Source organism: Microcoleus sp. w1-18aA5, assembly GCF_036701705.1.
Taxonomy (GTDB): Bacteria; Cyanobacteriota; Cyanobacteriia; order Cyanobacteriales; family Microcoleaceae; genus Microcoleus.
This window is the reverse complement of the sequence record NZ_JAUPTE010000058.1, coordinates 17739-39544: the sequence shown is the minus strand read 5'-3', so window position 1 is coordinate 39544 and position 21806 is coordinate 17739. Positions and strand designations below refer to the sequence as shown.

Annotated in this window: 25 protein-coding genes; 8 read left to right on the top strand and 17 right to left on the bottom strand. The window is 46.6% G+C overall.

Annotated elements, in window-relative coordinates; all coding sequences use genetic code 11:
- Positions 1-41 precede the first annotated feature (41 nt).
- The 10 genes from Q5691_RS19600 to patD all read right to left on the bottom strand — a co-directional run bounded on the left by Q5691_RS19600 (position 42) and on the right by patD (position 7743).
- Positions 42-296, bottom strand: coding sequence for a hypothetical protein (locus tag Q5691_RS19600; RefSeq protein ID WP_333346456.1), 255 nt, complete (start codon positions 294-296; stop codon positions 42-44).
- Positions 293-667 (bottom strand): DUF433 domain-containing protein, encoded by a 375-nt coding sequence (locus Q5691_RS19595; protein WP_333346452.1) that lies wholly within the window; start codon positions 665-667, stop codon positions 293-295. The genes Q5691_RS19600 and Q5691_RS19595 overlap by 4 nt, the downstream gene beginning before the upstream one ends.
- A 198-nt stretch (positions 668-865) precedes the next feature.
- Positions 866-1861 carry an AEC family transporter gene (locus Q5691_RS19590; protein WP_333346449.1) on the bottom strand — a complete coding sequence of 332 codons (996 nt, stop codon included), beginning with the start codon at positions 1859-1861 and terminating at the stop codon, positions 866-868.
- 195 nt (positions 1862-2056) lie between these two features.
- Positions 2057-2236 carry a hypothetical protein gene (locus Q5691_RS19585; RefSeq protein ID WP_333346446.1) on the bottom strand — a complete coding sequence of 60 codons (180 nt, stop codon included), beginning with the start codon at positions 2234-2236 and terminating at the stop codon, positions 2057-2059.
- Positions 2236-2442: a glycogen debranching protein gene (locus Q5691_RS19580; RefSeq protein ID WP_333310335.1), complete on the bottom strand. Its 207-nt coding sequence runs from the start codon at positions 2440-2442 to the stop codon at positions 2236-2238. The genes Q5691_RS19585 and Q5691_RS19580 overlap by 1 nt, the downstream gene beginning before the upstream one ends.
- A gap of 226 nt (positions 2443-2668) precedes the next feature.
- Positions 2669-3154 carry a GNAT family N-acetyltransferase gene (locus tag Q5691_RS19575; protein ID WP_333346443.1) on the bottom strand — a complete coding sequence of 162 codons (486 nt, stop codon included), beginning with the start codon at positions 3152-3154 and terminating at the stop codon, positions 2669-2671.
- A gap of 176 nt (positions 3155-3330) precedes the next feature.
- Positions 3331-4404 carry an RNA polymerase sigma factor, RpoD/SigA family gene (locus Q5691_RS19570; RefSeq protein WP_333346440.1) on the bottom strand — a complete coding sequence of 358 codons (1074 nt, stop codon included), beginning with the start codon at positions 4402-4404 and terminating at the stop codon, positions 3331-3333.
- 268 nt (positions 4405-4672) lie between these two features.
- Positions 4673-6346 (bottom strand): ABC transporter ATP-binding protein, encoded by a 1674-nt coding sequence (locus tag Q5691_RS19565; RefSeq protein ID WP_333213587.1) that lies wholly within the window; start codon positions 6344-6346, stop codon positions 4673-4675.
- 368 nt (positions 6347-6714) lie between these two features.
- Positions 6715-7299, bottom strand: coding sequence for a zf-TFIIB domain-containing protein (locus tag Q5691_RS19560; protein ID WP_333052547.1), 585 nt, complete (start codon positions 7297-7299; stop codon positions 6715-6717).
- Positions 7300-7344: 45 nt separating this feature from the next.
- Positions 7345-7743: a heterocyst frequency control protein PatD gene (patD, locus tag Q5691_RS19555; protein WP_333213585.1), complete on the bottom strand. Its 399-nt coding sequence runs from the start codon at positions 7741-7743 to the stop codon at positions 7345-7347.
- A gap of 174 nt (positions 7744-7917) precedes the next feature.
- Here patD and Q5691_RS19550 point away from each other — a divergent pair, with 174 nt between their 5' ends.
- Positions 7918-8070 (top strand): hypothetical protein, encoded by a 153-nt coding sequence (locus tag Q5691_RS19550; protein WP_333213583.1) that lies wholly within the window; start codon positions 7918-7920, stop codon positions 8068-8070.
- 135 nt (positions 8071-8205) lie between these two features.
- A complete protein-coding gene (locus Q5691_RS19545) occupies positions 8206-10479 on the top strand; it encodes a bifunctional (p)ppGpp synthetase/guanosine-3',5'-bis(diphosphate) 3'-pyrophosphohydrolase (protein WP_333213582.1) in 2274 nt (757 codons plus the stop codon).
- 230 nt (positions 10480-10709) lie between these two features.
- Here the strand turns inward: Q5691_RS19545 and Q5691_RS19540 are convergent, their stop codons facing one another.
- The gene (locus tag Q5691_RS19540; protein ID WP_333213580.1) at positions 10710-11615 is read right to left on the bottom strand and encodes a glycine betaine ABC transporter substrate-binding protein; all 906 of its coding nucleotides are present in this window, start codon (positions 11613-11615) and stop codon (positions 10710-10712) included.
- Between the two features lie 163 nt (positions 11616-11778).
- Here Q5691_RS19540 and Q5691_RS19535 point away from each other — a divergent pair, with 163 nt between their 5' ends.
- On the top strand, positions 11779-13146 hold the full coding sequence (locus Q5691_RS19535) for an aldehyde dehydrogenase (protein WP_333312069.1): 1368 nt from the start codon (positions 11779-11781) through the stop codon (positions 13144-13146).
- Between the two features lie 260 nt (positions 13147-13406).
- Entirely contained in the window at positions 13407-13757 is a 351-nt protein-coding gene (locus Q5691_RS19530; protein ID WP_333312068.1) for a 4a-hydroxytetrahydrobiopterin dehydratase, read from the top strand.
- A gap of 26 nt (positions 13758-13783) precedes the next feature.
- Here Q5691_RS19530 and Q5691_RS19525 read toward each other — a convergent pair whose 3' ends face one another.
- A complete protein-coding gene (locus tag Q5691_RS19525) occupies positions 13784-14518 on the bottom strand; it encodes a response regulator (protein ID WP_190657709.1) in 735 nt (244 codons plus the stop codon).
- A gap of 595 nt (positions 14519-15113) precedes the next feature.
- Here Q5691_RS19525 and Q5691_RS19520 point away from each other — a divergent pair.
- Positions 15114-15368 (top strand): DUF6761 family protein, encoded by a 255-nt coding sequence (locus Q5691_RS19520; protein ID WP_333101986.1) that lies wholly within the window; start codon positions 15114-15116, stop codon positions 15366-15368.
- A gap of 314 nt (positions 15369-15682) precedes the next feature.
- Here Q5691_RS19520 and grxD read toward each other — a convergent pair whose 3' ends face one another.
- The 3 genes from grxD to Q5691_RS19505 form a co-directional block, all read right to left on the bottom strand.
- Positions 15683-16006, bottom strand: coding sequence for a Grx4 family monothiol glutaredoxin (grxD, locus tag Q5691_RS19515; RefSeq protein ID WP_333042762.1), 324 nt, complete (start codon positions 16004-16006; stop codon positions 15683-15685).
- A gap of 201 nt (positions 16007-16207) precedes the next feature.
- Positions 16208-16468 carry a BolA family transcriptional regulator gene (locus tag Q5691_RS19510; protein WP_333068825.1) on the bottom strand — a complete coding sequence of 87 codons (261 nt, stop codon included), beginning with the start codon at positions 16466-16468 and terminating at the stop codon, positions 16208-16210.
- A gap of 42 nt (positions 16469-16510) precedes the next feature.
- A complete protein-coding gene (locus Q5691_RS19505) occupies positions 16511-17134 on the bottom strand; it encodes a hypothetical protein (protein WP_333312067.1) in 624 nt (207 codons plus the stop codon).
- Between the two features lie 41 nt (positions 17135-17175).
- On the opposite strand from Q5691_RS19505, the gene Q5691_RS19500 reads away from it, so the two are divergent.
- The 3 genes from Q5691_RS19500 to Q5691_RS19490 all read left to right on the top strand — a co-directional run bounded on the left by Q5691_RS19500 (position 17176) and on the right by Q5691_RS19490 (position 20400).
- Positions 17176-17415 (top strand): hypothetical protein, encoded by a 240-nt coding sequence (locus Q5691_RS19500; protein WP_333346436.1) that lies wholly within the window; start codon positions 17176-17178, stop codon positions 17413-17415.
- Positions 17416-17460: 45 nt separating this feature from the next.
- Positions 17461-17859: a transcriptional regulator gene (locus Q5691_RS19495; protein WP_333346434.1), complete on the top strand. Its 399-nt coding sequence runs from the start codon at positions 17461-17463 to the stop codon at positions 17857-17859.
- Positions 17860-18072: 213 nt separating this feature from the next.
- On the top strand, positions 18073-20400 hold the full coding sequence (locus Q5691_RS19490) for a S8 family serine peptidase (RefSeq protein WP_333346431.1): 2328 nt from the start codon (positions 18073-18075) through the stop codon (positions 20398-20400).
- A 229-nt stretch (positions 20401-20629) separates the two neighbouring features.
- On the opposite strand, the gene Q5691_RS19485 is transcribed toward Q5691_RS19490, so the two are convergent.
- A complete protein-coding gene (locus Q5691_RS19485; RefSeq protein WP_333213567.1) occupies positions 20630-21361 on the bottom strand; it encodes a WecB/TagA/CpsF family glycosyltransferase in 732 nt (243 codons plus the stop codon).
- A 206-nt stretch (positions 21362-21567) separates the two neighbouring features.
- Positions 21568-21705, bottom strand: a complete 138-nt coding sequence (locus Q5691_RS19480; RefSeq protein WP_333183364.1) for a hypothetical protein — start codon at positions 21703-21705, stop codon at positions 21568-21570.
- Between the last annotated feature and the right edge of the window lie 101 nt (positions 21706-21806).

Sequence of the window (21806 nt, the reverse complement as noted above, 5' to 3'; positions counted from 1 at the left end):
ATATGGCTCAAGCCCAACGTCTGGCGGGATTTGGCCTTAAACTAATTAAGGAGTTGTTTAGAATGAAATAGCCCTGGTGAGTTATCGCCCTTCATACTCCGATTCGCTGTCAACAAAATCATCTGGTTTGATTGAGCCAACCGCCAAACTACCCGATCGTCACTATCGATCGGCAGGCTCATTTCGTCAAAGGTGATAAATCGAATGGGCACCCAATCTAGCCAGCCGCTACTTAAAATACTACCTGAAAGAAGTATGGCGTGTCCTTTTAAATTATGATCGACTAAAAAATTCATGGCTGAGACTTAAACTTGGCTTTGGCTGCTTGAAGTTTTGCTCGAATAGCTTCTTCACCAGGTCTTGGTGGTTGGGCGGCAATTCGAGCAATCAGATCGCGATTTTTTTCTTCATAGTACAGCCGAAGTTCCTCAGCTTCCTTAAGCACTATTTGATACTCAGCTTCAACATCAGAGCGATTTGCCTCAATATAAGCTAAAGCCGCATTAATTTGTTCCTCTGTAAGGTCAAACAATCCCCTGATAAACTTAGGTGGATATTGAGCCGTCACATAGTCCATGATGTCGTAGATGGTGATGCGCGTACCTGCGATCGACAGTCCTCTTTCGGTACGGATAATAGCTGTTTGTTCGTCGGATATGGTTGTCATACCTATAACCTCCTTGAAGTGATTTCTATATTATACCAACTCTCAAAAGTCTGGCAATAATCATTAGTGTTGGGTTTATTTCCTGTTTTAGTAACGCGATCCAAATCCAACAAACCGGGTTTCTGCGATCATCTTGGAATTCCCACCGAAATTTTGGAAAGAAACCAGGTTTCTGAACCCCCACACGATCGCCCAACTTCAACTAAACCCAGCTAACCACAGCGGAAGCATCAACAGCAAACCGACAGAAGTGATGGCGATGCTGCTAGCTAACAAATCGCGATCGAGCTCGTAGACTTCTGCTAAAATCAGCACCGAAAGAGCTGTGGGCGTTCCCGACATCAACACCAACACGAACCTCGGATCGCCGCTCAATCCGAAATAACTAGCACCCAATCCGATCAGCACCGGCACAATTACCACTTTTAACAGCGACGGGATTAACGCCAGTTCAAAACTTTCCCATTTCTTAATAGACCTCAGCCGGATGCCAACCAGCAGCAAAGCACTGGCAATTACCACCCAAACAGCAGTCTGCAATCCCGATTCCACTGTTTCGGGCAGGGGAATGTTTCTAGTATAAAAACCAATTAAAAAAGCCCACAGGGCGGGAACTGTCAGCACATCCCGGATCTGAGTCCACCAGTGATTTTTTTGCTCGGAGTTACCAAAATAGCTAGCAATAAATACACCGAAACAATAAGTTCCAATAACGTTGTTAGTGACGCTGTACAAGACAGCCCAGTTGGTGTTATCGCTGCTGATGATAGACGGGGTGATTGCTAATCCAACAAAGCCCGTATTCCCTAACATCGCAGCTAGGATAAAACTCCCTTCGCTCGATCGCTTCAGGGAATTAAAATTTAATAAGAATAAATTCACCAGAGAATTTTTGCCCTGAAAATAGGGCTTTTGGATGTGAGCCGCACTCAGCCTACGCAATAATACCCAAGTCAGCCCAGCAAAACTCGTACTCAGAAATAACACAAATATGGCGATCGCCGGCGTGAATCCCACAGCACCAGAAAAATCGCTCTGACGGGCTAAAACTAGAATTTGCAGCGGTATCCCAATCCAGAAAAGAAAGTGGCTCAGCAGCTTGGGAAAATCAACTGGGATGTACCGAAACAGCAGCAGTCCTAAGCCCGTCCAGATAACTAGGGGCGTATAAGCGTGAAATAAGGTTTCAATCATAAAAATTTAACTAGACAATTGGAAATGCCTCTATCTATTAATAGTAATGCTAAAATCCGTTTAAGAAATGCCAATTGTCGTTAGCGGAGCCCTCGAAGAGGATCGCACTTGCACGCTTTTTCGTCCTAGCGTGTTCGCAGCACTGCAGGCCCGAAAATTTCCGCCCAAATTCCCGCACCTTCCAGGGCACAATCCTCAGACTGGCAGCCCCAAATGCTTGCAGATTTTTGCCTTCAGATTCACAAAACCTCTGTTAATTTGACCAATGTGCGATCGAGCTATCTTGCCTTGAACGAACAGACGTGCAACGTTTTCCTGCCGTTTCGAGCGAAAGGAAACAGGGGGAGACTCAAGCTGCTGATGACTTGCACTCATTAATTCAATTTCAAAGCATTAACAGGAACCTCATCCCAAGAACTAACAGTCCGCAAAGTAGCAACCCAGCCCTGCTGTTTTTGCTCCGTCGTCAAATTCTTCTCAAAAGATTCGTGGCAATCCTTCGCTTGAGTCTCATCGCAACAAGCAATACAAGAATAAAGAATGCCCGACGGATCGATTTGCTCGTTTACCCAAATAATCACGATCTACTCTCCCAATTAACTTAACTATTATCTAAATTTTCCTATATTTTTGTCAATTAAGTAGGTAGGTATTAATTAACCCTAGTGCGGCATTTTAGGTTAACAGGCAAGATGCCTGTTCCACACACAGGCAAGATGCCTGTTCCACACACAGGCAAGATGCCTGTTCCACAACAGATGAATTTGGGGTGGGGAGTAGGGGTTGGACACGCGAGCCCGCCCTGAATTACTTCGATGCCAAAGTTGCCAAAGACTCGCCCGCAACCCGGCAAATCCGCCAATCGGGCATCACATCAGCACCGATACCCTTGTAAAATCCGATCGCCAATTCATTCCAATCCAAAACGCTCCATTCCAAACGCCCGCAGCCCCTTTCAACCGTCAACTGCGCTAAATAAACTATCAAAGACTTGCCAATTCCCCGCCCTCGAAACTCAGGGATCACAAACAAATCTTCCAAATAAATTCCCGGCTGAGTCAAAAAAGTAGAATAATTGTAAAAAAACAGCGCCCAGCCCACAACTTGACCTTCGCACTCGGCTAAAATCGCTTCAGCAAAAGGTCGATCGCCAAACAAATGATTCTCCAAATCAACCGCATTGCCAGTAACGGCATGAGATAATTTTTCGTACTCAGCTAAAGCTTTAATCAAATCAAACAGCACCGGCACGTCGGCGCGGGTAGCTGGACGCAAAATTACCTCAGAAGACATAAATAAGTAAGTAGTACGCGACAATCAACAATTAAAAATACCACATCAAGACATTTTTAATTTGTAATTTTTAATTAATTTTTTCCACATTAAACCAGCATATTTACGGTGGCCTCGGAGTGCCACCCCACAATAATTTTAAGATTTTTCACAATGCCAACTCAATGTTTTTTAGTTTATTTCAACCAGCCCTTCAATCGTTCCGTCACTTGAGGGCGGCGCAGCTTTCGCATTGCCTTATTTTGAATTTGACGGACTCGTTCGCGGGACAAATTGAACAAACTGCTGACCTCTTCTAAAGTGTAAGGTTCGCCGGTCAGCAAACCGTAACGCATAGCAACAATCTCTTTTTCCCGCTCAGTCAAAATACTGTCCAACACCTCCAAAATATCTTGGCGCATCATCATCTCATTCATCTGAGCTTCGGGAGATTGCGTCGCGTTATCTTCGAGAACATCCAAAAGTTCCGAACTTTCTTCTGAGCCGATGCGGTGGTTGAGAGACAAAGATTGCCGACGTACTTGCTGGAGGTAGCGAAGCTGTTCGCAAGTAACTTGCATTTCTCTAGCAAGTTCAGTTTCACTTGGATTGCGTTGAAGAGAACGCTTCAAATCTCGATAAACTTTTTTGAGTTTATTTAACTGTTCGACAATGTGAACAGGCAAGCGAATCGTCCGCCCTTGATTGGCAATTGTCCGGGTAATTCCTTGGCGAATCCACCAATAGGCATAAGTAGAAAACTTGTAACCCTTTTCAGGATCAAACTTTTCGGCTGCCCGATTCAAACCCAAAGCTCCTTCCTGAATTAAATCGAGAAAAGGCACGCCCCGATTAAGATAGCGTTTGGCAATCGAAACTACCAAGCGCAAATTCGAGCTGATCATTTTCCGTTTCGCCGACTGACACTGGTGGCGAAGCTGTTGCAGTTGAGTTTCGCTTATCCCCAAAGCCGCTGCGAGTTCAGCTTTTGTCGGCACTCTGTCCAATTCCTGCTGCAAACGCTGTTCTACTTCATCCAGGGCTACTAATTCTTGAACGCGGCGCGCCAACTCTACTTCTTCGGCTGCTGTCAGTAGAGGATACCGAGCCATTTCCTTGAACAAAGCTCCCACTGGATCGTCGGCAGACCAGTTGTTGTATGCTGACGATCGAGTTACCGTCGGACGATCGATCTCGGTGTCTTCATCTTGTGCGATCGCGAATGAGGCTTCGGGTGCCACCGCAAAACTGCCTAGGTCAGATTCTGCCATATCGTGCTTGGTGTCGGTGGAAGGATTTGAAAAGTATCCCTTAACTTTAACCAATTTAACCGGAAATTTCCGAAATCCATCTAGAAGACCGTGATCGAAAGCATCCAGGATACAAGCCCCCCGATTCATCCGTCCAGAAATAAAAAACCTGTACCCGAGAAACTTGCCCCCCGAATTTATCCGTGGGGTCAATGCTTCAATCTAAAATCTAAAATCTAAAATCTAAAATCGATTGACAGAAATTAGATGGCCCCAATTTTCTACCTTTCTATTGAGTTCGAGCCAGTAAAGGAGCTGCCTGCAATAATTGCTGAGTATAAGGGTGCTGCGGATTAGTAAAAATATCCCTAGTCTTACCGATTTCAACAATTTTTCCAGCATTCATTACCGCAATCCGATCGCAAAAAAATCTCGCCACCCACAAATCGTGCGTAATAAACAGATAAGTCAAATTAAATTCCTGCTTCAACTCCAACATCAGCTCTAAAACTTGAGTCTGCACGCTGGCATCCAGCATACTCACAGGTTCGTCGCAAATTATCAGTTGCGGCCGAGTAATTAAAGCGCGGGCGATCGAAACTCGCTGCTGTTGTCCTCCCGACAATTCCCCCGGATAGCGACGAAAGAAATCCTCCCCTGGACTTAAACCCACCCGCTCTAACATTTGGATTACTTGTTTTTTAGCTTCGCTGCCATTAGCTAATTTGTGAATAAACAAAGGATCAGCAATACTTTGCCCGACAGTCATCATCGGATTCAGGCAAGCGTGGGGATCTTGAAAAATCATTTGCATTTCGCGGCGGTGCTTCCTCACAGCATCGCGGTTCAGGGCAGTTATATCTATTCCTTGAAATTCCACTTTGCCACCAGTCGCGGTAATTAGCTGCAAAATCGTGCGTGACAAGGTACTTTTGCCACAGCCGGACTCCCCTACAAGCCCTAGGGTTTCTCCTCGTTGTAGCTCTAAACTAACGCCGTCTACTGCTTTAATTACCTGGCGATTCCTGGAAAACAACTGATCTAATAAATTGCTTTCTAAACTGTAGTGTTGCTGCAAATTGGTTACGGTCAAAAGAGGCGCATTTGTTAAGTTTGCAGTAACGCCTTCAGTCCTGATTTCCTCGAATGCTAACCCTTTGTCAGAATCGGCTTGAATGTGCAAAGCTGCTTTGAGGAGCGATCGAGTATATTCGTGCTGCGGCTTCTCAAAAACGTTTAGCACCGGCCCGGTTTCTACAACTTTACCGCCGTACATCACCGCAATGCGATCGCAATACTCAGCCACCATCGCCAAATCGTGAGAAATCAACAAAATAGCCGTTCCCCGTTCCTCACAAAGTCTGGTTAATTCCTGCAAAATCTGAGCAGCTACAGTTACGTCCAAACTTGTAGTCGGTTCGTCTGCCACAATTAATTTGGGATCGAGCAAAAGAGCCAAAGCAATTGCTACTCTTTGCCGCATTCCGCCACTAAATTCGTGGGGAAACTGCGACCAACGAGACGCGGGAATTTTCACAGCTTCCAGAGTTTCGATCGCCCGTTTCTTAGCTTGCTTGCGATCCAAATTCGGTCTGTGAGCTTGCAAAGTCTCGATGCAATGTTCTCCTACAGTCATCAAAGGATCGAGACGAGTCATCGGATCTTGAAAAATCAATGCTACAGCTTCGCCCCGAAACCGCCTCAGCCGCGAAGCATTCATATCAAACACCGACTCTCCAGCAAAACTAACTCGCCCCTCAATCAGCGTTGAGTCCGGCAGCAACCGCATCGCCGCCCTTCCCAAAGTTGACTTACCGCACCCAGACTCCCCAACTAATCCGAGCTTTTCCCCCGGTTTCAGCGTCAGGGAAACCCCGTCAACGGCCCAACCGGATTGGCCCCGCCGCTGAGGATAAGCTACTCGCAGATTGTCAACGGAGAATAGAGAAGAGTCATTAGTCATTAGTTATTAGTCCTTAGTCAATCGATTTTAGATTTTAGATTTTGGATTTTAGATTAAAGAATTAAAGCATTAACCCCACGGATAAATTCGGGGGCTTATATCCTGGACGTTTTCGGTCAGTAGTCAGTGGTCAGTGGTCAGTTGTTATTTGTTATTTAATGGTCAATATACTGGCTGTTAGTTGTTACTTCTTAGTGTTTCAGAGTTATTAGTTATGGGCAAGAGACTGCTCTGCTGTTTGTAAATACAAATAAAAATAGCTACAAACAAAGCTTTTATTAGTACATCATTCACCGAGCAACTGATAACTGACAACTGACAACTGACAACTAACAACTGACAACTGACAACTGACAACCATGAACTGACTAAATTTCCCTTCGCTTCAACTCAGCTCTCCGCAGTATGTAAGTAGCGGCACAATCTGCGTGAGGATGGTCTGCTAAAACTTCCGCGAGTTCCAACACATATCCGGCGATATCCGGCCCCAGCTTCTCAGTCAGCACTTGACGTTCCCGAGAGGCGAGTTCTTGCACGCGGGCCTTAGCTTGCCAATTCGGAGAAAACATCTTGTCAATCTCGGTGTGGAATCCCAGACTTTCGAGAATGTCCCACTCGCCGTTATCGCACCAAATGCCCCCGCACAACATACAGCGCTCTATGTAAAAAGGCACTCTGCTGAAAGGAACTTTCGCCCGCGACAGATAGTGACCGTCTTCGGGACACAGCGCTGCTTTGCTGTCGTAGGGAGACGGCGTGAATTCTATGCCGAGAGTCGCTGTCGCATCAGGCTTCTCGGATTTGTTGTACCACTGGCTTTGCTCTTTTTGCCAAGCTTCGTATTCTCTGCCTGGAATCCAGATACCGTAACAGTTGGGACACCACTGCACCGACATACGGCCGGCTAAGGTACCGCCTTCTAAATTGGGATGTTTACATTTTGGACATTCCACCGCTTTATTTCTCCTTGCCTTATTAATTCCCTGTTAATGCAATTATTAATTCTGTATCTGGGCGGGCCCTGAAGAACCAGAATTTTTTTGCAGCAGCGCGCCACAGTAGCCAATTAGCGTGTTGAGTCGCGCGATCGCCGCAGTTTGCCTCGCCTTTGCTGTCGCTGGCTGGCGCGACGCTTGCAAAAAGGTGACATCTGTCCCCAATAACCGCAGTTGCTTGTGAATTTCCGTCAAATAGGACTGCTCTGGGGGTGTTTCTGAGGCGTCTAACTCATCGCTTTCGGCTCTCATAATTTGGTTTCCGAAAAATTGTTGCACTTTTGTGTATTCGATCGCCAGCGTGGCCCCATCCAGATTATCCTGTGCAGCAGTTCTTTGTAGTTGTTCTAGTGCTTGCTGTAATTCTTGGTAGCACTGGCGGCGGTCTTCGGACAATATCATGATTTTGTAAACAAATTTGTATTTATAATCAAAGTAGATACTTACTTAAGTTTGCTCATATGGAGGGAAGCCGTGCGTTTTTGGAGCAATTCCCTGTTTTATGAGAACTTTTTTTGATTTGCTGCCCTGACTCTACCCTTCTGGCTGCTGCTTTTAGTTTAGCGTTGCCGGTAAATGCCGATCCCCCGCAACCTCAACGGCTACCGCCCAAATCTGCTGATTTTACCCGATTTTCCTCGTTCGACAGACTGCGGCGGCGGCAGTGGTGTCACTATATTTTCCTACCTCCGAGGGGGGACGACTCGGAATTACATAGGTATAGTTTGAGAAAAATCGACTATTTTTTTGAATTGCAAATTGTGGCATTCAATTAGTTTAGTATAGCTAAACACATAATTTCGGCAATTCAACCGGAAACCGGCTTTTAACCATTTGTATTTCTAAGTTTTAAAGGTGTACCCCATGAACGCGAACACTCTGACTCCCTCTCCTTCGATCGATCCTGCCGTAGTTCCCGATTGGCTGCAAGAATGCCTGAATACTCGATCGCAGCCGGATGGGGGATCTAACCCGAATTGTTCGACTGACGACAGCTTAATTTGTCGGGCCTTTGAATTTGCCCGCGACTTGCACGAAGGACAATACCGCAAATCAGGAGAACCTTACATTTGCCATCCGGTAGCTGTCGCTGGAATACTCAGGTATATGGGCGGCAACAACGTCATGATTGCCGCCGGCTTCCTCCACGACATTGTTGAAGATACAGATATTACTCTCGAAGAAATAGAACAGCGGTTCGGCGCGGAAGTACGACAGTTGGTTGAAGGTGTCACCAAGCTTTCTAAGTTTAATTTTTCCAGCAAAACAGAGCGCCTAGCGGAAAATTTCCGCCGAATGTTCCTAGCAATGGCTAAAGATATTCGCGTCATTGTCGTCAAACTCGCAGATCGGCTGCACAACATGAGGACTTTGGAGCATTTGTCCGAAGAAAAGCAGCGCACTATTGCCCTAGAAACCCGAGATATTTTTGCTCCCCTAGCAAACCGTTTGGGTATCGGCCGCTTTAAGTGGGAATTGGAAGATTTAGCCTTTAAATACCTGGAACCAGAAGCTTACCGCGAAATTCAGGACTTAGTGGCGGTGAAGCGAGCTGATCGAGAAACTCAACTCGCAGAAGTCACAGATAGTTTACGAGAAAGGCTTGACAAATTAGGCATTAAATGTTACGAAGTCAGCGGCCGTCCCAAACATTTGTACGGAATTTATGGGAAGATGCAGCGCCGCCAAAAAGGCTTTAACCAAGTGTACGATATTGCGGCGGTAAGGATCATAGTAGAAACCAATGATGACTGTTATCGCGCTTTGGCGATCGTCCACGATTCTTTCCGCCCCATTCCCGGCCGCTTTAAAGATTATATCGGTTTACCAAAAGCCAACCGCTACCAATCTTTGCACACCGGAGTAATCGGAACCAGCGGTCGCCCCATCGAAGTGCAAATCCGCACGGTAGCAATGCACCACATTGCAGAATACGGCATTGCCGCGCACTGGAAATACAAAGAAACTGGCGGTTCTAACACAACAGTCACTGGCGACGACGAAAAATTTACTTGGCTGCGGCAACTCCTAGAATGGCAAAGCGACCTCAAAGACGATCGCGAATATTTACAAAGCATTAAGGACAACTTATTCGACGAAGATATTTACGTTTTTACTCCTAACGGAGACGTAATTGCTCTCAATAGCGGGTCAACTCCCGTAGATTTTGCTTTCCGCATTCACACCGAAATTGGTAATCACTGCACCGGTGCCAGAGTCAACGGGCGAATGGTAACACTAGACAAGGTTTTAAAGAATGGCGATATTGTAGAAATCTTGACCCAAAAAAATGGTCATCCCAGTTCCGACTGGCTGAATTTTGTCAAGACAAACGGAGCAAAAAACCGAATTCGTCAGTGGTTGAAGCGATCGCACCGAGATGAAAATCTTGCTCGCGGGCGGGAATTGCTGGAAAAAGAATTAGGTAAAAACGGATTAGAATCTTTGCTGAAATCTGAACCCATGCAGTCTGTGGCTCAGCGCTGCAACTACCACAGCGTCGAAGATTTAATCGCCGGTTTGGGCTACGGCGAAGTTACCTTAAATCTCGTAGTAAATCGACTGCGAGATTTAGTAAAAGTGCAGCAAAAAATTGAAGCTGCTCCCGCAGGAACCCACGAAGTGCCCCAGCTAATACCTGCATCGACGACACCGAAACCAGTACCGAGTTCATCTCCGAGCAAATCGCCCATCGCAGGTGTAGAGGGATTGCTCTACCATTTATCCGGCTGTTGTTGTCCGATTCCTGGGGAATCAATTATTGGAGTGGTGACTCGCACTCGCGGAATTTCGATTCACCGGCAAGGATGTTCAAATGTTGAGAGCGTACCTGGGGATCGGTTGGTTCCTGTGAGTTGGAATTCCAGCAACCGCAATGAATCTCGACCCAACACTTATCCGGTTAATATTCAAATTGAAGCCCTCGATCGAGTGGGAGTTCTCAATGATGTTTTATCGCATTTGAAGGACAACCAAGTAAACGTCCGCAGCGCTCAAGTCAAAACATATCCCGGATTGCCTGCATTAATTGACTTGTGCATGGATATCCAGGATAAACAACAGTTCGAGCGGACTTGTATGCAAATTAAAAAGATGAGCGATATTTTGAATTTGCGGAGGCTGAGTGAAGTGAATTAAGAGCAAAGACGGCGGTTGAAACCGCGCCTACAAAAACGAACTCCACTCCAAGCGGACTGAAAAAAATAAGGTAATTTTAACCGCCTGTTCTTCAACCCGCACCAGGCGGGTTTTCTTTTTATAGACGCGGTTTCCAGCGCCCGGTCTTCTTAACATTATCTGCGTTTATCTGTGTTTATCTGCCTAACATCTGCGGTTGACCTATCAATCAAAGATTTATGCAACAGGTCTTATGGCTTTGACACGCCCAACTTTTGCTGCAAAAACTCCCGCGCCACTTGTCCGGCTTCCTGCTGTTTCTTATCAACTTGATAGTTGAGTCGTCGCATATCTTCCTCAGAGATTTTGCCACCCAATTGTGCGAGGACTGGACGCAATTCCGGGTATTTTTCCAAAACTTGCGATCGCACAACCGGAACTGCTTCGTAGGGCGGGAAATAGTTCTTGTCATCTGTGAGAACTACTAAACCTAAACTTTGAATCAAACCGTCCGTCGTATTACCAGCAATCACATCTACTTCTTTTTGTTGCAGCGCTTGATAAAGCAATCCTAACAGCAATTCCTTGGGTTGTTCTCGAAATTTAATCCCGTAAGTTTTAGCCAATCCGGGAAACCCATCTTCTCTCTCGTTAAATTCTGGGCCGAAACCAGCCCGGAGGTTAGGTGAAGCTTTCCCAAGTTGCGAAATAGTTTGTAAATTGAGCTTTTTGGCATCGTCTCCCCGCACAATAATCGCAAAACTGTTATTAAATCCCAGCGGTTCCGTCCATTCTGCTTTAAACTGTTTGGGATATTCTTGTTTGAGGTAATCGAGGACTTTTTTGGGGTCAGAAATCGGTTTTTGTTTGAGCAGGTTGGCGTAAGCAGTCCCCGTGTATTCGACGTACAAGTCGATTTTACCTGCTGTTAGGGATTGATGGCAAAGCGAACCTCCCAGATTCAGTTCTCGTTCTACTTTGATATCTGTTTTAGCTTCGATATGCTGTGCTAAAATTTCTGCGAGAATGGCTTGTTCGGTAAAGTCTTTCGAGCAGATGACAACTTGCTTTTCGGGCTTAGAGGTACATCCTGCTACTGCAAGCAAGCAAAGCAGCCAGCAGGAATAGAAAAAAAAATCGTTCTTAGATATTTTCATGACTTAACTCACATTAAAAATCTACAATTAATACCTTATAAGTTATAGCATAAAGCCCAGATCGCAGACTTATTCCAGAAGTCTACGCTTTAACACCGATCACACTTTACCCAAGTTCCGTTTTCCTGTTGTAACATTTATTTATAGACATGGAGGACAAAAAATGGTAATCAGCGTCAGCGATATTATCCAGCAGCAGCGGCAATTTTTTGCGACTGGGAAAACGAAAGATGTGGATTTTCGGCTTGAACAACTCAAAAAACTTAAAAGTGCGATCGAACTTAATCAATCACGAATAGTCGATGCCGTCAAGGCAGACCTCGGTCGGCCGGAATTCGAGGCTTATCTTGAAATCGCATCGATCGCCGAAGTTAATTATGCCCTCAAAAACCTCAAATCATGGGTAAAGCCGAGAAAAGTGCCTGCTTCGATAGATCAATTCCCAGCATCAGCCCGCATTTACCCTGAACCTTTGGGCGTAGTGTTAATCATCGGGCCTTGGAATTACCCATTTCAGCTAATGATATCACCTTTAGTCGGGGCGATCGCCGCCGGCAACTGTGCACTTCTCAAACCTTCGGAAATCGCCTCACACACCTCCGAAGTTATCGCCGACATGATATCCAAAACCTTCGATCCCGCCTACGTAGCCGCTGTAGAAGGAGGTGTGGAAATCAGCCAACAATTACTAGCCGAAAAATTTGACCACATCTTTTTTACCGGAGGCACTAAAATCGGTAGAATAGTCATGGAAGCTGCCGCTAAACACCTGACACCTGTAACCTTGGAATTAGGCGGCAAAAGTCCTTGCATTGTAGACTCAGACATTCAGGTTGAATACACCGCAAAACGCATTGCGTGGGGCAAATTTCTCAATGCCGGACAAACTTGCATCGCTCCAGATTACCTGTTAGTTGATAAAAAAGTTAAACCTGCTTTGATGGCAGCAATTAAAACAGCAATTAACGAGTTTTACGGCGACGATCCGCAAACAAGTCCCGACTATTCGCGGATTATCAACCAGCGGCAATTAGACCGTTTGAGTGCGTTTATCAAAGATGGAGAAATTGTCGTCGGTGGGGAAGTTAAGCCGGAAGATAGATATATTGCACCGACGGTTTTAGATCGTGTTTCCTGGGACTCCCCGGTGATGCAGGATGAGATTTTTGGGCCGATTTTGCCAGTTTTGGAGTATGATGATTTCGGAGAGGCGATCGCCCAAATAAACGCCCGTCCCAAACCCCTAGCTTTGTATTTGTTCTCCAAAAATAAAGAGAAACAAGAGCGAGTTTTGAGGGAAACTTCTTCGGGGGGAGTTTGTCTAAACGACACGGTTATGCAAGTGGGGGTAAAAGATTTACCTTTTGGCGGAGTTGGCGACAGCGGCATCGGTAGCTATCACGCCAAAGCAAGTTTTGATACTTTTTCTCATTATAAAAGCGTGCTGCAAAAGTCATTTTTGCTGGACTTGAAATGGCGGTACGCCCCCTATAAGGGTAAGTTGGATTTGATTAAGAAAATTATCGGTTGAGCGCACTTGGAGGGGCGGGTTCGCCAACGTTTACAATATCACCGAGATAGCCAAATCAACCCGCCCATTCCTGATATTATCGGTTAACCGATTCCACGGTGCAGGATAATTTCCATAAATTTTAAATGATTGCTCATCTGTTTTATGAACGATTTCGATCACACTCTACGTCACTGCTAAATGACTGTTGCCCCATCCCAAATAATTCCCATTAGAAATGTCTATAATGTCTTTTAGAACCGATCGCTAACAAGCAATTTATGGAACCTTTAGCCAAAGAACGCTGTGCAGCCTGCAGCCCCAACTCTCCCCGCGTCACAGCTTACGAAATTGTCCAACTAAAACCTCAAATTCCCTACTGGAATTTGATCGAAAAAAATGGCATTCCCAAAATAGAACGCACCTATGAATTCCCGGATTTCAAAAGTGCGATCGCCTTTACAAACAGCGTCGGCGAAGCAGCAGAAACTGAAGGACATCACCCCGCACTGTTAACCGAGTGGGGGAAAGTTACCGTTACTTGGTGGACTCACGCGATTTCTGGACTACATCGCAATGATTTTATTATGGCAGCGAAAACAGATGCGATCGCCAATCAATTCTCAAAATAAAATCCGACTTATAGCCCGATCGTACTCTAAGAACTCACAGCTCCGGGTACGAGCGGAGAATGCCGTTGGTTCCCATTCAACAACTCCAGATTCAGTCGGTAGCCGACATTCCGTACAGTTTGAATCAGGCTCGGCTGTCGCGGATCAATTTCGATTTTTTTACGCAGAGAGAGTACGTGAGTGTCGATCGTCCGGGGGTTATCAATCGCATCGGGCCACGCCCTCCGCAGCAAATCCGAGCGCGAGAGTGGCACTCCTCCAGCTTGAGCTAGCACGTACAGCAGGCTAAATTCCTGGGGAGTGAGTTCAATATGTTCCTCGTACAACCTGACTCGGCGCTGCACCAAATCAATTTTCAGCAGCCCGCACTCCAGCGTCGCCGGCGGTACCATCGTGCGGTTACGGCGCATCAGAGCTTCCACCCTCGCCATAAACTCTTGCATCCCAAAGGGTTTAGTCAGGTAATCGTCTGCCCCCGCCTTCAAACCTTCAACAATATCCGATTCCGAATTCCGCGCCGACAGCATCAAAATCAGCGACTGCTGCTGCTGTTGCAGCCAGTGGCAAAATTCCAAACCGTCCCCATCCGGCAATTGGGCATCCAGAATGACTAGGGTTGGCTGGCGGCTGAAAAATATTTCCCTAGCGTGACTGATATCCGCTGACTGGTGCACCCAGTGACCGACTTGCTGTAGATGCCAGCCCAAGAGCGATCGCAGGTGCGGATTCCCTTCAACAATTGAAATACTTGCAGATTCCACAGAGGCGAGCTTCCCATATCACTAATTGCTACAAGGTTAACAGAGCTTTTGTCAAGCTTTTGTAACCATCGCTACTCAAGCATTAGCTGCGTTTAAAGCAGCGGACATACCTAGGGTACGAATTTTAAAGATTGGGTTAATTTGGCAGGGTCAGCCTGCAGAAAGGTTAAATCATTCTGGCGATGAGCTTACAATGAAAATAAGACAGTGTAAAGCCGATCGATCCCATGCCCCAACCGCCTGCCAAAAGCGATCCCCCCGACCCAGCCCCCACTCCCAGGAGGTTGACAAATCGCGCAAGTGAAACTAGAATTCCTCCAACCGTTCGCTCGGTAGCCGGAACACTCAGCCACTTAGACCGCCAAATTCAGCAATATCCCGACTCTATTAAACGCACAGCGAATTATCTAGGTGCGCGCACAAAGTCGAGCAACTGCATTGCAACGAGTGAAATTTTTTATGGAGGGTAGCCTGTTGAGCAGGGTAAAAACTTTTATTTAGAAATAGCCTCAAGCTGAGCCACTCAGCATCAATCGAGGCCATTCCTAAATCCCGCCGTCATTATACAAACCACAAAGGATTTCAAACTCACACTATGCTACAAGACACCCAAACAATCCGGCACTACCAAAAACTCACCGACGCCCTCGTCGAAATGTGGAATAGAGGTTATCGCTTCGATGACCTGCGGCTTTACTTAGACGGCTATTTAGCAGCCCTGCGGCATTCCAACAGTTTGGAGCCCTATCTGATTCACAGACTAGAGGAAGAAGCAGCGCGTTACATTCACGACCCCTCCAATTTTGCAATGCCACAGACACAGACACAGGCTGAATCAGACTACTATTAAATAGCAAATTCGGTTTGATAAACCCTTGATGATTTGGGAATTGGGAATTGGGAATTGGGAATTGGGAATTGGGAATTGGGAATTGGGAATTGGGAATTTTAACGGGTTCCCTGGCTCGGCCTGAGAGCCCATGTCCAGAGGCTCGACCTCGCTTTCGGAGCCTAAAAATTGGAGGTCGAGCCGACCGCATTGCGTTCCCAGGCTTTGCCTGGTAACGAATAATTAAGTAAATCAACTTAATTCAAAGTAAAACCCGATTGCTGTTATTTCCCCGACTTCTTAAAGAAGTCGGGGATATGTTTTTTCTGTCTAATTTAAGAAGCCAAAGCCACTTCTACAACTTCTTGCAATTCGCCCTTTTGATACATCTCGATCATAATATCCGAGCCACCAATAAACTCGCCGTTGATATAAACCTGGGGAATTGTCGGCCAGTTGGAATACTCTTTAACGCCTTGACGAATTTCCTGGTCTGCCAAAACATCAACGGTTTCGTAAGGCACTCCCAGAGTATTGAGAATTTGCACCACAGTATTAGAAAAACCACACTGGGGCATTAACTTATTGCCCTTCATAAATACCATGATTTTATTTTGCTTAACTAACTCGTCAATTCTTTCATGTGCTGCTGTAGTCATGGTAGCTCCTAATATTGTTTGAAAAATTTTAAACGTTGACTGACGCAGAAACCGGGTTTTTTAGGACAATCTTTCGTTACAGCCATAGATTCCGGTTAAAAAACCCGGTTTCTTTGGTTTTTGTGCGTAAGTGCAGCAGTTGTATTTCAAGCAACTATTGACAGAAGCACAAACTTGTGGTCTCCACTTGCAAGTCAACAATTAAGCAACTTGACTTTTCGCTTCCCATTCTGCGGGAGTTAAGGTTTCCAAGCCCAAAGCATGGATGGCTTCACTAGCCATTGCCTGTTTGAGAGCGCCGTAGACCAGTTGGTGCTGCTGTACTCGGCTTTTTCCTTCAAAGGCTGCTGAGACGACTCTCGCCTGGTAGTGGTCACCGCCACCAGTCAAATCCTCAACTTGTATTTTAGCGTCGGGCAACCCTGCCTTAATCATTTCTGCTACTTGAGACGGTGTAACCATTGGTTTCTCTGATAAACGGCTGTAATTTAGATTTTAGTGGAACTATTTTGTCGATGAGCTCGGTTGACTGCTGGCAGGCCGGGGAAAGGGCGAATCCACAAAACCCAATTCCAGTAACTGCTGGTAAGCTTTCTTGCCCAAGTCGCGAGTTGGCTGCTGCGATCGAATAATCTGAATCAGCAGGGGCACAGCCAGTTCGGGCTTATTTTGTGCCCGGTGTACCAACGCCAGCCGATAGGTAGCTTCGTCGCGCATTTGGGCTGTTTCTACAGCTTTGGTGCGGTGGCTTTCGGCCAAGCGGATGTCAATTCCGGCAAAACTGCTACCCAGTTGTTGGTAGAAGTTGGACAGTTGATTGAAAATTTGGCGGGATTCTTGGAGTTTTTGAGTAGCCAGTGCGTAATTCTGAGAGGAAATAGCACTGCTGGCTTCTGTCATCAAACGCTGGCCTCCTGGTACGCTCAGCAGACTGCTGTCTTGCGTCAGAGGGCGAAGATTGTTGGGGTCTGTGGGGTCGTCGGCGGGCTCGATTTGCTGTTGGTTCTCTGGCCCAGAAGGTTGTTGTGCTTGGACTTGGAGCGGTTGCAATAAGGTAAAAGCTGCGATCGCCCCGATCGTAATCCGGGCAGTGGAGCGAAGCCAGCAAACAGTTCCAGAGTATACCATGAAATTACTTTGCGCCTGTGCGCTTTAAAAAAATATTTAGCTTGAGCCGATCTTACCATTGGCGATCGCAACCGGCTAAGTGTAAACCAAATTTGTTGAAATGTCAAAGGGTGCGATCGATTTTGGATTTTAGATTTTGGATTTTAGATTTTGGGTTGAACAAGGAAATCGCGGGGGATTGGACAGATCCCGGCAATCTAGTCCTGGACGCAGAAACCGGTTTTTTTTACCTAAATACTGGCTTTGAGGCTTTAAAAATGGTGGAAAACCCGGTTTCTTAGGTTTTGATGGGTAAGTCCCGATCTAATTCAACAATAGAACGAACCATGAATGTCGCAATTGAAAGAACAGCTTACGGTCAACTGCTGGCGAAATCGCAGCCTAAGCCAATCCTGAACGAAGAAGATAATGATCTTGCCCTCGCAGAAGTCGATTTTCTGATGTCTAAGGAAGAATTAACAGTAGAAAAAGAAACTTTACTGAGTCTCTGGGGGCTGTTGATCGAAGAATACGAATCAAAATATTACCCAGATCCAGAAGTGACTCCACAGGATGTTCTATTGCATTTCATGGAAGTTCGCGAACTCAAACAAGCCGATTTAGTGGGCGTGATTGGTTCCAAAGGAGTAGTCTCTGAGGTGGTTAATGGGAAACGGGCGATTAGCAAGGCGCAAGCTAAGACGCTGGGAGAATTTTTTAATGTTAATCCTAGCGTGTTTATTTGAGCGTGTTTATCTGAAAAACTCGCTGATATAGAAAAAGACTCGGCGGTTGAAACCGCTAGCAACGCGATCGCACAAACTAAGTCCGACGACGCGGACTGATGGAAAAACTACCGCTGTTAGTTACAGCTTCAAACCCCTCATAGCAAAAACCTCCCTGACAGCTTATAAATATGTGTGATAAATCTACATCAAAATCAAACAGGAACATTTCTGATGGTACAACCAAGCAAACCCACCTCCGAGACTCTCCAAAACTATCAAGGGATTGGAGTTCCAGATGAAAGTCTGGCAGTGATTTTGCAGCGCGGCGGCGATGAATTGCTGCTGTCAAAAGCGGACGATCGCTTTACAGTCCGCCCCTCATCAACAGCATCAGCCTCAAATGATTGGGCTGCAACAACTGGGGCAAAACTCAACCGTCGCGTCGGCCAAAGCAATCTCGAAGAATATCTCGTTGCGCCCGATCGCCTAGAAGCAGCAATGCAAACAGCCCGCGCCAGCGATGCCGTAGCTTTTGCCAGCCACGTCTATTGCCCCGCGAACAATCCCAGTACATTCTTTTATTTAACCGACCAAATTACGATTCAATTTAGCGAACAAGTAGACGAACAATCGCGAAAGACGATCGCCAATGCAGCAGCTTTAAAAATAGTCCGGCCAGTAGAAGGAATTCCCAACACATTCGTCTGCGAAGTCACCAAACAAGCAACAGAAAACCCGGTCAAAATTGCCAACCGCCTGACAAGATATCCAGAAGTTCTCGTAGCCGAACCCAACATTGTAGTAGAGACGCAGCAGCATTACACGCCCCGCGATCCGCTTTATCCCAAACAGTGGTATCTCAATAACAAAGGCGGCAACGAAGTTGTCGGCGGTGCTCAAATTTATGCAGAACCAGCTTGGAACATGACTCGCGGAGTTCGATCAATCGTAATTGCGATCGCCGACGATTCAGTTGACATCACCCACCCAGATTTTCAAGGCCAAGGCAAAATCGTCTCACCCATCGATTTCAAAGACGGCGACACTTCCCCGATGCCAGTCGCCGACTCAGACAACCACGGCACAAGTTGTGCCGGCGTCGCCGTTGCTGAAGAAAACGGCAAAGGCATTGTCGGCGTCGCCCCCGGATGCGCCCTGATGCCCATCCGTACCACGGGTTTTCTCGATGACAATTCTGTCGAAAAAATATTTAATTGGGCGATCGAAAAAGGTGCCGCCGTCATTTCTTGCAGTTGGGGGCCTTCAGCAATTTATTATCCCCTTTCCCTGCGACAGAGTGCCGTTATCACCAAAGCGGCAACCCAAGGGCGGGGCGGCAGAGGCTGCGTTATTCTGTTCGCGGCGGGCAATGCCAACCGCCCAGTTAACGGCACAATTAACGAGAAAGGCTGGCCCAACAACGTTGTGGGCGGTCAAACTAGATGGCTGGCAGGATTTGCCGTTCACCCAGACGTAATTGCCGTCAGCGCTTCCACTTCCCTCAACAAAAAAGCAGCTTACAGCAATTGGGGCACCAGCATCTCGGTTTGCGCCCCCAGCAACAACGCGCCGCCGGGAACTTGGTTGCCCGAAACCGGATATATCGGCACGCCGCCGGAGGTGACGCAGTATTTGCCCGGTTTGGGGGTGTTTACTGCCGATCGAGTGGGCGATCGGGGCTACGACTGGGGGGACTATACTGATACTTTTGGCGGTACTTCCAGCGCCACTCCAGTAGTCGCTGGGGTTGCAGGGTTGATACTTTCGGCTAACCCCCGTTTGACGGCGCGGGAAGTACGGGGAATTCTCGAACAAACTGCTGAGAAAATTGTCGATCTCGATCCCGATCCCCAGTTGGGCAATCGCATGGGAAATTACGATCCTAACAACGGCCGCAGCGATTGGTTTGGTTACGGGAAAGTGAATGCTTTTAAAGCTGTGCAAGCTGCGGTGAGAAAGGGCGGCGGCAATCCGAATATCGGGGGTGCGGTGTTCAGCGATATTTCTGGACATTGGGCACAGAAGTTTATTGAAGCTTTGGCTGCGGCGAATATAATTAGCGGTTTTCCTGACGGTTCTTTTCGGCCTGATGACAGTTTAAACCGTGCTCAATATGCGGCGCTGTTGGTGAGTGCGTTTAGTCCGATTCCGAGGGTGCCGGCTACAAATTTTATTGATGTTTCTGCTACTTTTTGGGCGAGAAGTGCGATCGAACGGGCAAATCGGGGGGGGTTTTTGGCGGGGTTTCCGGGGTTGAAGTTTGGCCCGAATCAGAATTTAACTAAGGCTGACGCGATCGTGTCTTTGGTTAACGGTTTGGAACTTAAGGGCGGCAATCCTGATTCTTTGAAAGTTTATATAGATCGTTCTCAAATTCCTAATTATGCTTTGAGTGCGATCGCCACAGCAACTGCTTTGAAGATTGTGGTTAATTATCCTTCCCGCGATTGGCTTTCGCCGCAGCGGGATATTACCCGCGCTGAGATTTCAGCTTTGATTTACCAGACTTTGGTGGCAACTAATCGGGCAAAGGCGATCGATTCTCCTTACATTGTCTAATGGCAATAGATTAGAATCGGCGGTTGAAACCGCTACTACTATACAAACAAAGTCCGCCTGCGCGGACTCAAGAAATAACAGGATTTATGTCGCTTGTAGTCGAGTCTAGAGCCCCTCGAATCCCCCTTAATAAGGAAAATTTTGACGACATTCTTGTCCCCCCCTTGTTAAGGGGGGTTAGGGGGGATCGAGAGGATTGTGAATCAGACAGAAGATTGATGCTATTAACTTACCCTCGAAAATCTCCCAAAGCTTTCAAGGCAAATTGTGGCAAAGCTAACATCCTGCGCCACCGCCAAGGTTCTTGATAAAGCCGATACAGCCATTCTAAATGATTGTCGCAAAACCAAGCCGGCGCGCGGGTTTTTGTTCCCGCCCAAATATCGAAACTGCCGCCAACTCCCACCCAAATCGAATCAGGACAAAGGTGTCGGTGTTCGGCAATCCAAAATTCTTGGCGTGGCACTCCCAAGCCTACAAAAATCACTTTTGGCTGCATTTGTTTGAGGCTTGCACGGAAGTCTTTCTCTTCATCTGCGGAAAGATAACCGTGTTGAGAAACAATTGACAATCCGTTAACTTTTTGCTGCCAAGTTTTGGCCGCTGCTGCCGCCACTCCTGGGGAACCTCCAAAGAAAAATAGTGGTTCCGAATCAGGCAATTTTCCGGCTTGTTGCAGCAGCGATTCTGCTAATTCAATCCCCGGATAGCGCTGTGCCGGTTTGCCACGCAGCCGCAAGTACAACACCACTCCCGAACCGTCGGGAATCACCAGTTCCGCTTTGCGGATTACATCCGCTAAAGCCTGATTTTGCTCGGCTTGCATCGCCATTTCAGCATTCAGCGTCACGACGTGACTTCCTAACCCTTGATACAGGCGCTGCATCAGCCAACCTGCATAATCATCTAATATGTGAACTGGTAGTCCCAGCACTGAAAATTGCGGGCGCGATACATCCATATTTTTTCTTTGATATTCCTACACACCTAGTTATTTAAATTAGCTGAGATTGGCGATCGACGCTAGAGCTGTTTTGGTCGCAAAAAACCCGGTTTGTGCCACCAAGAGTTTGTTAAGTCATCGTTCAGTGGCCCAGAAACCGGTTTTTTTGTAAGCGAGAGCTCGCGCAAGTTCATTAGAGTTTGCCAGCCAAGTGCGATCGAGCATTAGTGTTCGATTTTTTTGACAGACCCGTCGGCGTACCATTCCATCGGTACTAGCTCAATTTTACCATTAATTTTCACTGTAGAGTAGACAACTTTTACGAAAGGAACGCTGTTGTTATTGTGGTTTTGGGTAGACATGGCAATTACCTTCTTCTGTTTGGATAACTTGAGAAATGATCTAATCTCTGATATATTTAAAAGTCTATTCACCGCAAATCTACTCGCATCAGGAAAAAGCA

Bases quoted from the DNA above. Each gene is read 5' to 3' on its own strand.
- Q5691_RS19600 (WP_333346456.1), bottom strand. From the start codon at position 296: ATGAATTTTTTAGTCGATCATAATTTAAAAGGACACGCCATACTTCTT.
- Q5691_RS19595 (WP_333346452.1), bottom strand. From the start codon at position 667: ATGACAACCATATCCGACGAACAAACAGCTATTATCCGTACCGAAAGA.
- Q5691_RS19590 (WP_333346449.1), bottom strand. From the start codon at position 1,861: ATGATTGAAACCTTATTTCACGCTTATACGCCCCTAGTTATCTGGACG.
- Q5691_RS19585 (WP_333346446.1), bottom strand. From the start codon at position 2,236: ATGAGTGCAAGTCATCAGCAGCTTGAGTCTCCCCCTGTTTCCTTTCGC.
- Q5691_RS19575 (WP_333346443.1), bottom strand. From the start codon at position 3,154: ATGTCTTCTGAGGTAATTTTGCGTCCAGCTACCCGCGCCGACGTGCCG.
- Q5691_RS19570 (WP_333346440.1), bottom strand. From the start codon at position 4,404: ATGGCAGAATCTGACCTAGGCAGTTTTGCGGTGGCACCCGAAGCCTCA.
- Q5691_RS19565 (WP_333213587.1), bottom strand. From the start codon at position 6,346: ATGACTAATGACTCTTCTCTATTCTCCGTTGACAATCTGCGAGTAGCT.
- patD (WP_333213585.1), bottom strand. From the start codon at position 7,743: ATGATATTGTCCGAAGACCGCCGCCAGTGCTACCAAGAATTACAGCAA.
- Q5691_RS19550 (WP_333213583.1), top strand. From the start codon at position 7,918: ATGCCGATCCCCCGCAACCTCAACGGCTACCGCCCAAATCTGCTGATT.
- Q5691_RS19545 (WP_333213582.1), top strand. From the start codon at position 8,206: ATGAACGCGAACACTCTGACTCCCTCTCCTTCGATCGATCCTGCCGTA.
- Q5691_RS19540 (WP_333213580.1), bottom strand. From the start codon at position 11,615: ATGAAAATATCTAAGAACGATTTTTTTTTCTATTCCTGCTGGCTGCTT.
- Q5691_RS19535 (WP_333312069.1), top strand. From the start codon at position 11,779: ATGGTAATCAGCGTCAGCGATATTATCCAGCAGCAGCGGCAATTTTTT.
- Q5691_RS19530 (WP_333312068.1), top strand. From the start codon at position 13,407: ATGGAACCTTTAGCCAAAGAACGCTGTGCAGCCTGCAGCCCCAACTCT.
- Q5691_RS19520 (WP_333101986.1), top strand. From the start codon at position 15,114: ATGCTACAAGACACCCAAACAATCCGGCACTACCAAAAACTCACCGAC.
- grxD (WP_333042762.1), bottom strand. From the start codon at position 16,006: ATGACTACAGCAGCACATGAAAGAATTGACGAGTTAGTTAAGCAAAAT.
- Q5691_RS19510 (WP_333068825.1), bottom strand. From the start codon at position 16,468: ATGGTTACACCGTCTCAAGTAGCAGAAATGATTAAGGCAGGGTTGCCC.
- Q5691_RS19505 (WP_333312067.1), bottom strand. From the start codon at position 17,134: ATGGTATACTCTGGAACTGTTTGCTGGCTTCGCTCCACTGCCCGGATT.
- Q5691_RS19495 (WP_333346434.1), top strand. From the start codon at position 17,461: ATGAATGTCGCAATTGAAAGAACAGCTTACGGTCAACTGCTGGCGAAA.
- Q5691_RS19490 (WP_333346431.1), top strand. From the start codon at position 18,073: ATGGTACAACCAAGCAAACCCACCTCCGAGACTCTCCAAAACTATCAA.
- Q5691_RS19485 (WP_333213567.1), bottom strand. From the start codon at position 21,361: ATGGATGTATCGCGCCCGCAATTTTCAGTGCTGGGACTACCAGTTCAC.
- Q5691_RS19480 (WP_333183364.1), bottom strand. From the start codon at position 21,705: ATGTCTACCCAAAACCACAATAACAACAGCGTTCCTTTCGTAAAAGTT.